Source organism: Pseudomonas chlororaphis, assembly GCA_001023535.1.
In the GTDB taxonomy this organism is placed as follows: Bacteria; Pseudomonadota; Gammaproteobacteria; order Pseudomonadales; family Pseudomonadaceae; genus Aquipseudomonas; species Aquipseudomonas chlororaphis_E.
Genome location: CP011020.1, coordinates 4,874,996 through 4,890,427 on the forward strand (window position 1 = coordinate 4,874,996; position 15,432 = coordinate 4,890,427).

14 protein-coding genes and 1 pseudogene are annotated in these 15,432 nt (G+C 59.8%); 10 read left to right on the top strand and 5 right to left on the bottom strand.

Going from position 1 to position 15,432, the window contains the following annotated elements:
- Nucleotides 1-52: 52 nt before the first annotated feature.
- Nucleotides 53-973 (bottom strand): 2'-hydroxyisoflavone reductase, encoded by a 921-nt coding sequence (locus VM99_21325; GenBank protein AKK00491.1) that lies wholly within the window; start codon nucleotides 971-973, stop codon nucleotides 53-55.
- 97 nt (nucleotides 974-1,070) lie between these two features.
- On the opposite strand from VM99_21325, the pseudogene VM99_21330 reads away from it, so the two are divergent.
- The 5 genes and pseudogenes from VM99_21330 (at nucleotide 1,071) to VM99_21350 (ending at nucleotide 3,817) form a co-directional block, all read left to right on the top strand.
- Nucleotides 1,071-1,460, top strand: a pseudogene (locus VM99_21330) (HxlR family transcriptional regulator).
- 125 nt (nucleotides 1,461-1,585) lie between these two features.
- Nucleotides 1,586-1,888 (top strand): ArsR family transcriptional regulator, encoded by a 303-nt coding sequence (locus VM99_21335; protein AKK00492.1) that lies wholly within the window; start codon nucleotides 1,586-1,588, stop codon nucleotides 1,886-1,888.
- Between the two features lie 65 nt (nucleotides 1,889-1,953).
- Nucleotides 1,954-2,928 carry an NADPH:quinone oxidoreductase gene (locus VM99_21340; GenBank protein AKK00493.1) on the top strand — a complete coding sequence of 325 codons (975 nt, stop codon included), beginning with the start codon at nucleotides 1,954-1,956 and terminating at the stop codon, nucleotides 2,926-2,928.
- Nucleotides 2,929-2,969: 41 nt separating this feature from the next.
- Complete coding sequence (locus tag VM99_21345; GenBank protein AKK00494.1) at nucleotides 2,970-3,308, top strand: monooxygenase; 339 nt, start codon at nucleotides 2,970-2,972, stop codon at nucleotides 3,306-3,308.
- A 101-nt stretch (nucleotides 3,309-3,409) separates the two neighbouring features.
- The gene (locus tag VM99_21350) at nucleotides 3,410-3,817 is read left to right on the top strand and encodes a hypothetical protein (GenBank protein AKK00495.1); all 408 of its coding nucleotides are present in this window, start codon (nucleotides 3,410-3,412) and stop codon (nucleotides 3,815-3,817) included.
- Between the two features lie 55 nt (nucleotides 3,818-3,872).
- Here VM99_21350 and VM99_21355 read toward each other — a convergent pair whose 3' ends face one another.
- From VM99_21355 to VM99_21365, 3 genes are all read right to left on the bottom strand, one after another.
- The gene (locus VM99_21355) at nucleotides 3,873-5,435 is read right to left on the bottom strand and encodes a hypothetical protein (protein ID AKK01816.1); all 1,563 of its coding nucleotides are present in this window, start codon (nucleotides 5,433-5,435) and stop codon (nucleotides 3,873-3,875) included.
- Between the two features lie 152 nt (nucleotides 5,436-5,587).
- Nucleotides 5,588-6,913: an MFS transporter gene (locus tag VM99_21360; GenBank protein ID AKK00496.1), complete on the bottom strand. Its 1,326-nt coding sequence runs from the start codon at nucleotides 6,911-6,913 to the stop codon at nucleotides 5,588-5,590.
- Nucleotides 6,914-6,974: 61 nt separating this feature from the next.
- Complete coding sequence (locus tag VM99_21365; GenBank protein ID AKK00497.1) at nucleotides 6,975-8,222, bottom strand: transporter; 1,248 nt, start codon at nucleotides 8,220-8,222, stop codon at nucleotides 6,975-6,977.
- Between the two features lie 96 nt (nucleotides 8,223-8,318).
- Between VM99_21365 and VM99_21370 the strand changes: the two genes are divergently transcribed.
- Nucleotides 8,319-9,290, top strand: a complete 972-nt coding sequence (locus tag VM99_21370) for an AraC family transcriptional regulator (GenBank protein ID AKK00498.1) — start codon at nucleotides 8,319-8,321, stop codon at nucleotides 9,288-9,290.
- Nucleotides 9,291-9,835: 545 nt separating this feature from the next.
- Here the strand turns inward: VM99_21370 and VM99_21375 are convergent.
- A complete protein-coding gene (locus tag VM99_21375; protein ID AKK00499.1) occupies nucleotides 9,836-10,444 on the bottom strand; it encodes a TetR family transcriptional regulator in 609 nt (202 codons plus the stop codon).
- 124 nt (nucleotides 10,445-10,568) lie between these two features.
- Between VM99_21375 and VM99_21380 the strand changes: the two genes are divergently transcribed.
- From VM99_21380 to VM99_21395, 4 genes are all read left to right on the top strand, one after another.
- On the top strand, nucleotides 10,569-11,651 hold the full coding sequence (locus VM99_21380; protein AKK00500.1) for an N-ethylmaleimide reductase: 1,083 nt from the start codon (nucleotides 10,569-10,571) through the stop codon (nucleotides 11,649-11,651).
- 50 nt (nucleotides 11,652-11,701) lie between these two features.
- A complete protein-coding gene (locus tag VM99_21385; protein AKK00501.1) occupies nucleotides 11,702-12,490 on the top strand; it encodes an AraC family transcriptional regulator in 789 nt (262 codons plus the stop codon).
- Between the two features lie 119 nt (nucleotides 12,491-12,609).
- Entirely contained in the window at nucleotides 12,610-13,611 is a 1,002-nt protein-coding gene (locus VM99_21390; protein AKK00502.1) for an NADPH:quinone oxidoreductase, read from the top strand.
- 177 nt (nucleotides 13,612-13,788) lie between these two features.
- On the top strand, nucleotides 13,789-15,414 hold the full coding sequence (locus VM99_21395; protein ID AKK00503.1) for a chemotaxis protein: 1,626 nt from the start codon (nucleotides 13,789-13,791) through the stop codon (nucleotides 15,412-15,414).
- The last annotated feature ends 18 nt before the right edge of the window (nucleotides 15,415-15,432 follow it).

The following is a 15,432-nucleotide window of genomic DNA, read 5'->3' on the forward strand; positions in this document are numbered from 1 at the left end:
CAGACCATAAAACCCTCCACCTCCAGACCACCTCTATACAAAACAACCCCTGTCAAAGCAGATTCTGTTCAATCCACCGCACCACATTGGTCGTCTCGATTTGCCGCTCGCCGTTGTACGTCCGTGCTTTATCCCACGCAACGCCTCTGCCTTGAGCGAACACCGCACGGTATTTGCGCAGTTGATCGTCAGGTTCGGCACGCAGGTCTGCCTCCAACGCAGGCACTGTCCATTCGACACGTTCAAGTGTTCTGCCCAGCAACCGCTCCACAGTGTCGGCCAATTGCCCATACGTGAGCGTGTCACCTGCGATATAGACCACCTGGTTACGCAAGGTTGAATCGAACAGGATCGTCGCTGTCAGCCGGCCGATATCGTGCGCGGTGGTTACCGTCACGGCCGTGTCCCAACTGCCCAATGCACGTACGGTGTTGTTGTCCAGATCGACCACGCCAAAGCCCGGCTCGAACAGAAAACTGGTGAACATGCCAGTCGAGATGATCAGCCATTGCACCCGGGATTGAGCGCGGAGCAAATCGCGTACGTCCAGTTGTTCGTTGAACAGATCCTGCGGGCTGCCTCGGCCGATCGCATCGTAGTCGACTCCGAATTGCCATGGCACGTAACGCTTGATATCGGACTGTAAAGCGGCACGGGTGAGTTTTCGTTGCGTGCCGGGGCCGGCGACAAAACCCAGGCAACTGACCAGCGTATCGAAGGCATTGAAGCTCGCCGCGAGGTGCTCTTCGCTGTCATTGACGGCATCCCCCGCCAATACCTCGACACCCAGGCTTTCCAGCTCGCGCAGAGCCTGGTGTCTCTCGCTGGATATCGCCTCTGGTGCGACCGGACGCAGCATCACCGCCACCTCCGCCGCTGGATTGAGCACCAGTGCGCGAACCACCGCCAGGCCCAACTCGCCAGCGCCTAAGACGAGAATCTTCTGGTTTTTTGCAGGATTGTGCGGTTGCATCTGTAGCTCCCAAATGTTGGTCGGCAATGAATGTCTGCATCCTGCCAGCCCTGGTTAACGCGCTGAAGAAGGCACACCCGTGATACCGCACGACGAAATGAGTGAAGATGAAGTCATCCGCCAGTCCCAGGCCGTGTGCGATGCCCTCGGTGCCGAGGACGGTGAACTCAAGCGCGAGGTGCTGACCCACGCGGGCAATCGCTGGTCGTTGGGTATCGTGCATGTGTTGGGCGTGGCAGGCACGTTGCGTCACGCCGAAATTGGTCGACGCCTGCCGGGTGTCACCCAGCGGATGCTGACCCGTAGCTTGCGACAACTGCAGCGTGACGGTCTGATTGCTCGCTTCGACCACGGCGAAACGCCGCCCCGGGTCGATTACGAGCTGACCTCGCTAGGGCGCAGTTTTCTGGTCCGAATGGTGCCGTTGTGGACTTGGCTGTTGGAAAACGCGGAGTGTTTTCGCCGTGCGAGGATGATCTTTGATGCCGCGGACCGGCCGGGTGTGCCGCAGGCCCGGCCTGAAACAGGCGCTGTCACAGCCGTCGACAGGCCTGACTGATGTGCCTGCAATTCGCGTATTGACATATCGAAAAATCTCGATATCCTGGGCGCATGGAACTACTCGACATATTCAAAGCCCTCTCGAACCCTACTCGCCTGCAGATCCTGAAAGGCTTGAAGGACCCCGTAAAGAACTTCCCCCCACAGGATGAAGGTGACGTTCACACGGTGGGTGTCTGTGTCAGCAGTATTCAGGAAGGCATCGGCCTGTCTCAGTCCACGGTGTCTGGTTATCTTGCAACGCTGCAACGGGTGGGTCTGGTCGAGGTCAGGCGCATCGGTCAGTGGACCTATTACAAGCGCAACGAAGCCACTATCAGCGCCCTCTCCGAGCTGATTGGGAAGGAGTTGTAGGTTTTTTTTATCACAGGATATCGAAATATCTCGATATCTAATTTTATCGATTAGAGGATTTTGCAATGAAAGCGATGATGCTCACCTCATTTGGCGGCCCGGAATCGTTCGAACTTCGCGAGTTGCCCAAGCCAGTGCCGGGGCCCGGACACGTCCTGGTCCGGGTGCATGCGACCTCCATCAATCCGTTGGATTACCAGGTCCGGCGCGGCGACTACCCCGACCTGGTGGCGCTGCCGACCATCACCGGCCACGACATCTCTGGCGTCGTTGAAAGCGTCGGGCCTGGCGTCACGTCTTTCGTGCCGGGGGATGAAGTCTGGTACACCCCGCAGATATTCGACGGTCCCGGCAGCTATGCCGAGTACCACGTCGCCGCCGAAAGCATCATCGGCAAGAAGCCCGCTGCGTTGAACCACCTTGAGGCGGCGAGCCTGAGCCTGGTTGGCGGGACGGCGTGGGAGGCCCTGGTCGTCCGCGCAGGCCTGAGAGTGGGTGAAAGCATCCTCATCCATGGCGGTGCGGGAGGCGTTGGCCATGTAGCGATCCAGTTGGCAAAGGCCATCGGCGCGAGGGTGTTCACCACCGTGCGCGAAGCTAACGCCGAGTTCGCCCGTGCCATGGGAGCCGATGTGGTCATCGACTACGAAAAAGAGGATTACGTCGAGGTCATCAACCGCGAAACGACCGGCCAAGGCGTCGATGTGGTGTTTGACACCATCGGCGGCAACACGCTGTCGCGCAGCCCCGACGTGTTGGCTCAACTGGGCCGCGTGGTTTCGATCGTAGACATTGCCCAGCCACAGAACCTCATCCAGGCCTGGGGCAAGAACGCCAGCTACCACTTCGTTTTCACCCGACAAAACCGTGGCAAGCTCGATGAGTTGAGTGCCTTGATCAACCGAGGTCAGCTACGGCCACACGTGGGAGCGGTTTATTCACTTGAAGACATCCCCCTTGCTCATGCCCGGCTGGAAAGCCCGAACAACGGCCTCCAAGGGAAAATTGCGATTGCCGTCGAGCCATCGCTGATCGCCTGAATGGCTGTCACTAACCGTTCAAATCACAATGGATGAACATCATGATTTATGAGATCGCCCTGCTCCCCGTACACCAGGATCGCATCGATACGTTCAGGCGCGCCTTTGCCGAGGTCACGCCTTTGCTCTCTCGTGCTAAAGGCTACGGCGGCCACCTGCTCGCGCAAGGTATCGAGAATCCCGGCCAATTCAACCTCATCGTGCGTTGGGCTTCACTTGAGGATCACACGCCGGGGTTCGAAGCGAGTGAAGACCATCGGCTATTTATGAGGGGGCTGGAGCCGTATTTTTCTGAAGAGCCCACCGTCTACCACATCGAGGGCGCCGCGTTTACGGCCGTAGAACAGGAGGATTTTTTCTTCAACGCTGGTGCGCACTGATCGATGATGGCTTTGGAAACAGGCAATTGCGCGACGGTTCAAGCCTTGGATCTCGCGCAAAAGCCCTTACAATCACCCTCCCCCTCATTCGGACCCTCTTCATGCAGCGTCTTTTGCCCCTGGTTCTACTGCTCCTGACCGGCCAGGCCCTGGCGTACCCAGCCCTCCCGGATACCGAGCTCTACACCCAGAAGACCCACGATTGCCAGGATGTCGACCTCGCCACCTGGCAACACCCTGCCCGCACCGTGCTGGAGAAAAGCGGCATCAAGCTGGAGCGGATACAACTGTGCAACGGCGGGCGCTATCCGATCTTTATCGGTGAGGTCCCCTACGACCCACAGGGTCAGACCAAAGACTTCTTCCTGCCTTTGTATGAGGATTTGCGAAAGGCCAACGGCAAATGGCCCTACGTGCTGGTCGCCAGCAACTATGGCGAGATGGTGTATGTCAGCTATCCCAGAAGCGATTCGATTTCCCTGGGCTATGAGAATTTCGAGGTGCCGTAAATAAGAATCCGTCTGGACCGTGCCAGGCCCCCGGCCTGTTGATGGTTGAAAACAGCTATCCAGCACACGTTCTCCCCAGCAAAAACCGACTCAGCACGTTCCGGGTGATCATGACGGTATACACATCACCCAGCACCAGCCCCTGCACCCATTCGCACGTCGCGGCGGTGAAAACTTCACCGTTGCCTTTTTGAAAATACACCACCATGCCAGCCCCCCGGCTATGCTCGCCGACGCTAGCATCGCTGGGGTCGGGCGCCAGCAACGCAGCACGAAACCGAGCGTCGCCATCCCCCAGCATGAACGAATACGCATCCTGGGGTCGGCCCTGCTCGGCGACGCTGGCCCAGCCCATGGCGAGGATCTGCAACCCTGGCGGAGCACCGTCGGTGCCAAGGGGTTCCGGCAGGCCTTTGACGAAGGTGTACTCAAGCCCGTCCACTTCGTAGCCAAAGAGGTTGGCCTCATCACCGAACATATCCGCGTAACCCAGCCCCGTGCCGGCGAACGCCCAGTGCTGTGGCCTGAACACTGTGAAGCCGCGCGGGCTGCGCCGGGCCATGCCGCCAAATGCGCCGTATATCCCTCGCAACGCGTTCACGCCGAACGTCTTGGCACCGGGACGACCCACCCGCGGATCTTCCCAGGCACCGGTTAGCCTGCCGGGATCGATGGCCGCCAAAGGGTCGAGTTCGGCGGCGTCATACTTATAGGCCACTTGACGCAGCCCTCCGTTCTCCAGGCGAATCTGCCACATGAAATTGCCTGCAAAGCGGGCCACGTTGCCGCCACCCTCGACAAAGGCGTCGACGTGGTCGCGCATCTCTTGCGTCCAATATTCGTCGTGCCCCACGAAGACAGCACAGCCGTAGCCTTCCAGCGCGTGCGGGTCGTGATGCAAGTCATCCTGGGTCAGGATGTCCACCGTATAGCCCTGTTGCTCGGCCCACACCATGAAAAGCCGCTCGTAAGAGGCCCAGCCCGCCAACGCGTAATACTTGCTGAAGCCATTCAAAGCGGCCCACTCGATGAACTCATAACGCGCAGGGCCTGGCTTGCGGGGGCGCGAGGCGTTGATCGAACGCGGCGCGTCCTCTGGCAGCCAGACCTGCCCACGCGCCCAGGGTCGTTGTACCGACAACAGCGGTGAGCGCCCGCGCGGTGTGTCGGGGTGGATGCCGAAGTAATGGTTGGCGCCTCCCCAGTCGTTGTAGGCGGCCCAAGTAGAGGTCGCCGCCACCAGCACCAGTGCGTCAGCGCGTTTGTGCGCCGCCTTGACGATGAACAAGTGATGCCCAAGCACGTGACCGGCGCCATCGTGCACCTCCACCACGTAGCCGCCGGGCTCGGCGTCTGCCGGGATTGCCCAGTGCGCAAACACCGGCCATTGACACCCCTGCTCGTAGACACGCTCGGGCAGCGGATGAAAACCGGCAGCGAGAGCGCTGGTGTTGTGCACGGTGCGGGCAAGCGGCCCGTCCCGATAGATCCTCAGCGCTACCTGAGGGCTGTTTGAAGACAAGTGCAGATGCACCGTTTCACCCGGGCTGTAGGAGCGCCGGTCGGAGTAGCACCAGGCAGCCAGCGGCCCCGCCTCGGCAGGGACTTCGACCCAGATCTCCCTGGCGCCCTGGCGTGGGCCGGAAGTCTGGAGGGGGGTTACGTCGGCACCGGGCCGTTCGCCGCGGGCGGCCGTGTGCTTCGATTCGGGTGGATTCATGGAGTTATCGCCTGTATTCAATGGTCTTTGCGGATCGACACGCCTGGCATTCATGGCTGGGACGCGACCGACCTTCCCGTGCTCGTGGTCATCCGGGCACCCGGCGCCTGGATATCGGCGAGATCGATACCCACCGTTTCCTCGATGAAGTAACCGGCCACCACCGTGAGCAGGCCCAGCCCCATCACGTAACCGATGTACAGGTAGCCAAGGTCGGCGCCGTTGAGATAGCTGTGCAGATAAGGGGCAGTGCCGCCGAAAACGGCCACCGAGACGGACGAGACGAAGCCGACGCCCTGGGCACGCGCCTGGGTCGGCACCTGCTCCGACAAAACCGCCGGAAAGATCGCCGCAATCAGGGCCCAGGCGCTCAGCCCCAGCAGTTGGGCCAGGAACAGCGTATAGGGCTCGGTGGTGACCATGATCGACAGCGGGTAGGTCAGCAGCATCACGCAAATGCCCCAGGCAATGACCATGGGTTTGCGCCCTACCCGGTCAGACAATCTTCCGCATACCGGCAACCAGCACACGCAAATGATCTGCGCGAGCAGGCTCGCTACGTATGCGCCCGTCGCATCCATGCCTCGGGCAATGGCCGACGCGGCACCGAAGGTGACCCAGGCGTAATAGGTGACATTTGCGGCCGCCGCGAGCATCACGATGTTACGAGCAATGCGTAGCACCTCCCCCCTGGACAGCGTTCGCGACGCATGAGTCTGCCCTTGCTGTTGCTCGAACACATGGGATTCCTGCGCGCTGCGGCGCAGGAACAACGCGTAGATGCCGAGCACCCCACCGATGGCAAATCCGATGCGCCAGCCATAGTCATTCATGGCTTCGGGCCCCAGCAGCCAGGTCAGGGCCGCCGCCACTGCGGTTGCTGCCATGACCCCCAGCGTCACCCCGACATACACCGAGCTGGACCATAATCCGCGGTGCTGGCTGGGCGCGATCTCGGCGACGTACGTATACGACACACCCGTTTCGCCGCCATGGGCGAGGCCTTGCATCAACCGAAAAAACAGCAAGCCTGCGGAGGCGTACAAGCCGACGTTTGAGTAAGCCGGGATGATCGCGATACCCAGGCTGCTGACCGCCAGGAGCAACATCGTGATCACCATGATGGTCCGGCGTCCGAGGCGGTCGCTCAGACGACCGAACAGCAGTCCGCCGATAGGCCGGGCGACGAAGCCGACCGCAAACACGGCAAGGGTCGCGAGCATCGCCGAGCGCGGATCCGTCTGGTCGAACAGATTGCGCGACAGGTAGACCGAGAACGTCGCGTACAACGTCCAGTCGAACCACTCGAGTGCATTGCCTATACCGGCCGCGCGCAACGAAGCGAGGCGTCCTTGATGGGACGTCGAATTATTCATGTCACTTCTCCAGATCATGGGTTCAGCAAGGGAGACGGGGGGATGCCCCGAAGGGGCTGGCTCAGAGGTGTAAAGCAGCCCCAGCCGCGGCACCTGGCGCGGGTGCCTCCACGCGCACACGCAGGGCGATCAGCAGCGCCGCCAGAAACATCAGCACCGCGGCCGCGATGAACACACCGTCGATGCCGCTGAAACTGAACATCACACCACCTCCGGCAGCGCCAGCGGCGATGGCGGACTGCACCGAAGCGACGACCATCCCGCCGGCACTTTCCGCCTGGTCCGGCACCGCGCGGGCAACCCAGTTCGACCACGCGACCGGCACACCGCCGAAGGCCATGCCCCAGACAGCCAACAACACCGCCTGCCCTGGCACAGACGCTGGCAAGATGACCAGGGCCAGGGCCGCGAGCCCTACCAGCATCGGCATCAGGACCAAAACGCCACGTGGATTGCGCTCAAGCAGCCAACCGGCCAGCAAGGTGCCGATGAAGTTCGCCACACCGAAACCGAGCAGCATCAGGGACAAGCCCAGCGGCCCTACTCCCGTGGTGCTTTCCAGGAACGGCCGGATATAGGTGAACAGGGCAAAGTGGCCGCTGTGCACCAATATGCAACCCAGCATGCCCAAGGCAATGCCCGGGCGCAGCAAGACCTCGAGTACGGTGCGCAGACGTGCGGGCCGTCGCGGTGCCAGAGGCGGCAAGGTGAGTGATTGGAAGACCAGCGTCACCGTGCCCACCGCCGCTGCCGCGATGAATGCGCTGCGCCAGCCGTATAGCTCGCCCAGGTAGCTACCCAGGGGAACCGCGACCACTGTTCCTACCGCGATGCCACTGAAGATGATGGACAGTGCACGAGGCAACAGCGCCGCCGGCACCAAGCGCATCGCCACGGCCGCCGCCATGCTCCAGAAACCACCCAAGGCGATACCCAGCAAGACCCGCATCACCAGCAGGACGGCCAGGCTCGAGGAAAAAGCGACCAACAGGTTGGACGCGATCATCAACATGGAAAACCCCAGCAAAACCCAGCGCCGGTCGATGGCGCGGGTCAGGCCCGGCACCAGCAAGCCGGCGAACAACGCCACCACCGCCGTCACGGTCACCGCCTGCCCGGCGAGGGCTTCTGAAACCCCCAACTGAGTCGCCATCGGCGTCAGCAGGCTGGCCGGTAGGTATTCGGCGGTCAGCAATCCGAATACCCCCATGGCCAGCGAAAACACGGCCATCCACGCCGGTGACGTCGGCGCCTCGTCTACCACCGCGTGACGGCTGTCGAACACGGCGTCACATACACATTTAGTCATTGCAGATCTCCACATTTCATCGCGACCCGCAGTCTAGGCGCGTGAAAATGGATGATCTATGATGCAGCGTCTCTATCTTTTGACCGAAACTCCGGAATGCCCATGTCCGATCCCGTTCCCCTTTCTTCCGATCTCATTGACGAGTTGCTGCGTGGCATGCGTCTGCGCGGCGTCCAGTACCGCCGCATCCAGACCGGACCTGATTTCGGCCTGGGTTTCGCGGCCCAACCTGGCCATGCCTGGTTCCATTTCGTTGCAGTCGGCAACGCCGTGCTTCGGATGGAGGATGGAACCTGCTTCGCGTTGTCTGCAGGGAACGCCGTGTTCATCTCCCATGGCGCCGCCCATCAGTTGCTCTCCGACGTTGACGTGCCCGTCCAGGACATCGACAGCCTGGACGCCGCGTCGCTTGGGGACACCGTCTGCGCGGTGGATGTCGGCGGCGAGTCCGACACCGCCTCTCCCACGATCATTTTCAACAGCTGCATGGCGTTCGAGCTGGGCAGCATTCACGGTCTTGGCAAACTGATGCCGGGCTTGATGGTGATCGACGCCGGGGGCCAGCGTTATCCGGGGCTGATGCCGATCCTGGCAACGATGGAGCGCGAGGTCAGCGCCGCCCGCATCGGTTTTGCCGGCATCCTCGCGCGGCTGGCCGATGTGGTGACCGCCATGATCGTTCGCGGATGGGTGGAGTGCGCCTGTGGCAACGCCTCGGGATTGGTCGCGGCCCTGCGCGATCCGCGCCTGGCCCGGGCACTGCTGGCCTTGCACCAGGACCCGGGGCGCGATTGGACCGTCGCGCAACTGGCGCAGCAATGCAACACCTCGCGCTCGGCATTCGCCGAGCGCTTCCACGCCACGCTTGGCATTGCGCCCTTGCGATATGCCACAGAATTGCGGATGAGGCTGGCAAGCCAGTGGCTGACGCTTGAGCGGCTCCCGATAGAAGAAGTAGCCCAGCGGCTGGGGTACACGTCGCAGGCGGCGTTCAGTCGCGCGTTCAAGCGCATCACCGGGCAGCCGCCGGGGATGAGTCGTCAAGGGCGGCGACTTGCGGGGGCTTGAAATGTTGGGTGATCGATATAGCCCATTGACTGTTTGCCTAAGCGCTCAGCTTGAGTCAGTGGGTGTTGTTCAGTTAATGCCCAAGTAATGAAGGGCCCCAGTGTTTCCTAATCCTGACCCCCACAGCCCGCAATTGCCTTTTACTTCGTAGTAATCAATTGCTGTGAGTAATTGTTTTTTTGTAAAGACATTCAATAGCTCCCTGGAAAAATCAGATCAGTCCAAATGTTACAAGAACGACAATTTGCTGCTCTCGAATACAGGTGTGGTCAGTATTTGCAGGTAATGAACGCTATATTCCTGGCAGCGAGTTCGCGACGTTCGCCGTTCTCGAAGTCTAGAATGCCTATCTGGAACGAGGCTATAGCACAAACGTGCTAAGGGGCGTTTGAAAGGATGCAGCGATCACCAGACTTATCCAGCAGATCGACTATTTGAAGAAACAGGCGAATCACCCGACAAAACAAAACCTTTTGTAACCATACAAACAAGGAAGGCCCACAGTTATGCCGGCCCGGCTTGCCGTTGCGGCAAGCCGATCACTTCTATGCGCCGGCCAGGTCCAGACGGCCCCCCTCTGGCTCAACCTCTCCTGCGGCCCTGAGGATTTCATCGCGACAAGCCGCGAGGATTTCATCGGCCAGCGGCGAATCGTCGGGACAGGCACGCGACAGGATAATTGCGCCCAACGAGTGAGCCATGATGGCAAGGTACTTTGCACGGGCATCGGCTAAGCCGGGCTCGTCCAGTTCCCCTGCTCCGTTGAGCAACACCGCCAACTGGGTCTCGATGCCTGCGGCAAAGGCGGCCTTGACTTCATCCTCTTTTCGAGCGGCATCAGCGCACAGGGCAGCCAAGGTGCATCCGGTCGCCCGGTCATCACGGTGCTCGCGAGACAAGTACGCGTTCACAAATTCGGGTACCGACGCCCCGGCCGTCAGCGCCGCGGATTGCGCTATACCGGAAGACGACGACTCCGCCATCAAATCGGCCTTGGATTTGAAGTGTTTGTAGAACCCGCCTTGGGTAAACCCGGCGGCAGCCATCAGTTCGGCAATACCGATGCCGTCGTAGCCGCGTTCTCGAAAAAGCGCGGAGGCGGTCTCGACGATGTGCGCCCGATTCGCCTGCGCCTGCTGCTTAGTGACTTTCATCGTTCATCCAACATGGCTTACACATGGCTGCAATATACATTGATGTCGACCGACATCAAAGTGTTGACATTTTAGAGTTCGACCATAATCATTGGAAGCACCTCCCCACCAGAAGCAGAAAGAAATGACCTCAAAAACGCTTTTCGAGCCCTATGCCCTGGGCGATCTGACGCTGGCTAACCGCATAGTGATGGCGCCGCTGACTCGCAACCGTGCCGGTGCCGGTCTGGTTCCCAACGAGCTGACAGCGACCTATTACGCGCAACGCGCCGCCGCAGGCCTGATCATTACCGAGGCCACGCAGATTTCCGCGCAGGCCCAAGGCTACCAGGACACCCCTGGGCTCTACACGGCTGAACAAATCGAGGGATGGCGCAAGGTCACGGAGGCCGTGCATGCACAAGGTGGTCGCATCTTCGTTCAACTTTGGCATGTGGGGCGTGTCTCCCACGTTGACCTGCAACCGGGCGGCGCAGCACCCGTCGCCCCTTCTGCGGTGCGCGCTCAGACCAAAACCTTTGTCAACAATGGCTTCGTCGACGTTTCAGAGCCTCGCGCTCTTGATTTGAGTGAGCTACCCGGCATCGTGAATGACTTCCGTCAGGCCGCGGCGAATGCGGTGCTCGCAGGTTTCGATGGTGTAGAGATTCACGGAGCCAACGGCTACCTGCTTGATCAGTTCATCAAAGACAGCGCCAACCAACGCACCGATGCGTACGGTGGAACAGTCGAAAACCGTGCGCGCCTTTTAATCGAAGTCGTTACCGCGGTAGCCGATGAGATCGGTGCAGGTCGCACTGGGGTGAGAGTTTCACCGGTATCGCCAGCCAACGACGTCGCCAGCAGCGATCCCCAAGCGCAATACGATTACATCGCTGACCAGCTCAGTGCCCTGGGTATTGCCTATCTGCACGTGGTCGAAGGTGCGACGGGTGGGCCGCGTGATATTGCCCCCTTCGACTACGCCTCATTGCGCCGCAGGTTCAAGCAAACCTACCTGGCCAATAACGGTTACGACCTGGAGTTCGCCAGCGCCACCCTCAACGAGGCCAAAGCGGACCTCTTTGCCTTCGGCCGGCCCTTTATCAGTAACCCGGATCTGGTTGAGCGGTTGAAAACCGGCGCGCCTCTGGCACCGTTAAACCCGGCAACACTCTACGGCGGCGGTGCACAAGGCTACACCGACTACCCGACATTCGCCGGTTGAAGCTTCGTCCTTTCTCTCTCTTGCCAGAATCTTTTAATCAGGAAATGCAAATGAACACACTTGCGACTGTCCTTATTACCGGCGCTTCAACAGGCATCGGCGCCACTTATGCCAAACGTTTTGCTCGTCGCGGGCATGACCTCGTACTGGTGGCCCGCGACAAAGTCCGCCTCGATGCCTTGGCCGCTCAGTTGCGTGGAGAGTACGGCGTTGCTGTCGAGGTGCATCAAGCCGACCTGACCGACACGGCAGACCTGGCGGCGATTGAAGCTCGTCTGCGCGAGGACGAACGTATTGGCGTGTTGATCAACAATGCGGGCGTGGCCCAATCCGGTGGGTTCGTTCAGCAGAGCGCCGAAAGTATCGAAAAGCTTATCTCACTCAATATTGTCGCCCTTACCCGCCTGGCCGCGGCGGCGGCCCCCCGTTTCGCGCAGTCAGGTGAAGGGGCGATCGTCAACCTCGGCTCGGTGGTAGGTTTGGCGCCCGAGTTCGGCATGACGGTATACGGGGCGACTAAAGCGTTTGTGCTGTTTCTCTCCCAGGGCCTGAATCTGGAGTTGTCGCCTAAGGGCGTATACGTCCAGGCCGTATTACCGGCTGCCACTCGTACAGAAATCTGGGAGCGTGCCGGGATCGATCTCAATGCAATCCCGGAAATGATGGATGTCGAGGAGTTGGTCGATGCTGCCTTGTTGGGCTTTGATCGTCGGGAACTGGTCACTATCCCGCCGCTGCATGCAGAAGCCCGATGGGAGATTCTGGACCAGGCCCGGCTAGGGTTGATATCCGATATTCGTCAAGCTAACGCCGCCGAGCGCTATCAAACCAAGGCCTGACCGGTGTCTTAGTGGCGTTCTCTTTGAGCAAATGCTCCCAACGGCTGTTGCCGTAGGGAGCATTGAGCAAACACGTACCAACCCCTGACATTCCTCAAATATCTCGGAACCAGATCAATATGAAAGCGCTGACCTTCAAACGTTATGGCAAGTCGCCTGATGTCGGGTTCACGCAGGTCACTCGCCCCACAATCAAACCCGATGAATTATTGGTTGAAGTTCACGCGGCAGGTTTGAACCCGATTGACAACATGATCCCCACAGGAACATTCAAGCCCGTCCTGAAATTCGACTTGCCCGCCACTTTGGGCAGTGACCTTGCCGGCATCGTGATAGAGGTCGGCAGCGCGGTGACTCGCTTCAAGGTGGGTGATGCCATCTTTGCCAGCCTATTTGACCTCGGAAGAGGTTCGATTGCCGAGTTTGCAGCCGTGCCGGAAAGTGCTGCAGCGGCAAAACCCGACAATTTGGATTTTGTCCAGGCAGCCGCCCTCCCCATGGTCGGCCTGACCGCCTGGCAGGCCCTGAAAGAGCGCGCCAACCTTAAAACCGGGCAGAAAGTGTTCATACCCGCCGGCTCAGGAGGAATCGGTACCTTCGCGATTCAGCTGGCCAAACATTTCGGGGCCGAGGTAGGTACGTCTACCAGCACTGGAAATGTCCAGATGGTTCGCCGTTTGGGTGCAGATGAAGTGATCGATTATAAAAAACAGGCATTTGAACAGGTGTTGAGTTCATATGACCTGGTCCTAGGCACCATCAGAGGCGATGCCGTTGAAAAGTCGGTGGGTATACTCAAGCCAGGCGGCCAGATCATTTCCCTCATCGGTCCACTGGACAAAGCCTTCGCAAAAGCGCGTTGCATGAATGTCTTCTTCACCATTGTGTTCAGCTTGATGAGTCGCAAGATCATGCAGTTGGCGAGAAAACACAATGTGAACTATTCGTTCCTGTTCGTCCGACCGGATGGGGCTCAACTCGATGAGATTGGCAACCTGATCAAAAATCGGCGCGTCCAGCCCGTCATTGACAAGGTCTTCCCTTTCGAACAAGCCCAGCAGGGCCTTGAGTACCTGGCTCAAGGGCACGCGAGGGGCAAGGTCGTCGTAAAGGTCAAATGATGGTGCGAGTGAGAGAGTCGAGGCTCATCTGAATGCCCCCCTCTCTCCAGTTGTCCCATCGTTCTCAAAAAAACCACATACAGCTCACAGAATTTTCATCCGCTTTGGCCAACTCTGTAATGGCTGGCAAAGGGCCAGCTCCGCAAGGCGTTACGTAACGCGCCACTGGAGCCAAACATGAATCTGAGATCCCTCAATATCGCGCGCAGAGCTGCATTCTGCTTCGGTGCAATCACGTTGCTGCTGATCGGGCTGGGAGGATTCTCCTACGTTCAAATCGACCACTTGCGTGCTGCGGAACAAAACATAGAAGAGAATTCGCTGCCCAGCGTTCAAGTGGTCGATGACATCCAAATAGCGCTTCTACACGCACGCCTCGAAAGCATCCGGATGCTCGCCAGCACAGATCCCTCAGTCAAAAGCGCGTCGCAAGCCAAAGTGCGACAAGCCATGGATACGTTGCAGTCGCGCAGTGAGTTCTATCGGCAGAACCTGATCTCCGACGAAAAGGACCGCGCCAAGTTCGATGACGCTCACAGCGCGATGAACACCTACATCGAGGGGTTGAAGCAAGTCATTGAAATGGACACCGCTGACCATGACAAAGCGGTTGCTTTCGCCAACTCGGAGCAGGCCAATCGCGCCAGCGCTTATCAGGAAAAGCTGACGCTGATGCGTGAGCTCAATACCAAAGCGGCGGAGCAATCGGGCGCCGTGGCAACGGCCGTGTACAACCATAGCGTCAACGTCCTGCTGATCGTCGTGGTCGTAGCGCTGGTACTGACGGTAATCCTCGCTATCGCCTTGACCCGCAGCATTGTCGAGCCGATCAACACATCGCTGAAACTGGCTGAAGACATTGCCGAAGGCGACCTGACCCGGCAGCTTGAAGTCACCGGGAAGGATGAAGCGTCCCGCTTGATGCAGGCGCTGAACGTCATGTCGCAGAGGCTGCGGCGAACGGTACTGGAAATCGCCGGTGCGTCTACGCAACTGAGCACCGCTGCCGTCGAAATGACGTCCATCACTGAAGACGCTGACCGAACCTTGCAACAACAGAACAGCGAAATCGAACAAGCCGCCACGGCCGTCAACGAGATGAGCGCGGCGGTTGAAGAAGTGGCCCGCAACGCGACGTCCACCTCCCAGGCCGCGCAACAATCGAGTCTGTCGGCAGACCTGGGCAACGAACGTGTCACTGAAACCCTGGCGGCCATGCGCAGCCTGACGAGCCTGGTGGAAGGTTCATCCGCGCAGGTGCTGGCCCTGGCCGGCCAGGCCCAGGACATCAGCAAAGTGCTGAGCGTGATCAGGGGCATCGCCGAGCAGACCAATCTTCTGGCCCTCAACGCCGCCATCGAAGCGGCGCGAGCCGGCGAACAAGGTCGAGGCTTCGCAGTGGTGGCCGACGAAGTGCGGGCCTTGGCACACCGTACGCAAACCTCCACCCAGGAAATCGAACAGATGATCTCGGCGATACAGGCCGGCTCTTCTGCCACCGTGGAGTCGATGCAAAAGAGCACGCAGGAGGTGCACAGCACCCGGAAAACGGCGGAAGACGCCGGGCAATCCTTGCAACAGATCACCCATGCGGTACTGGAAATCAATGAACGCAACCTGCAAATCGCCACGGCGTCCGAGCAACAGGCGCATGTGGCACGGGATGTGGATCGAAGCCTGGTGAGCATTCGCGATCTGGCAGCGCAAAGCAGCGAGGGCACCCGTCAAACGCTCATCGCCAGCAACGAGCTGTCGCACCTCGCTGTGAACCTGAACAATCTGGTGCTGCGTTTCAAGACCTGACTGTCCTAGCGTGGTGAC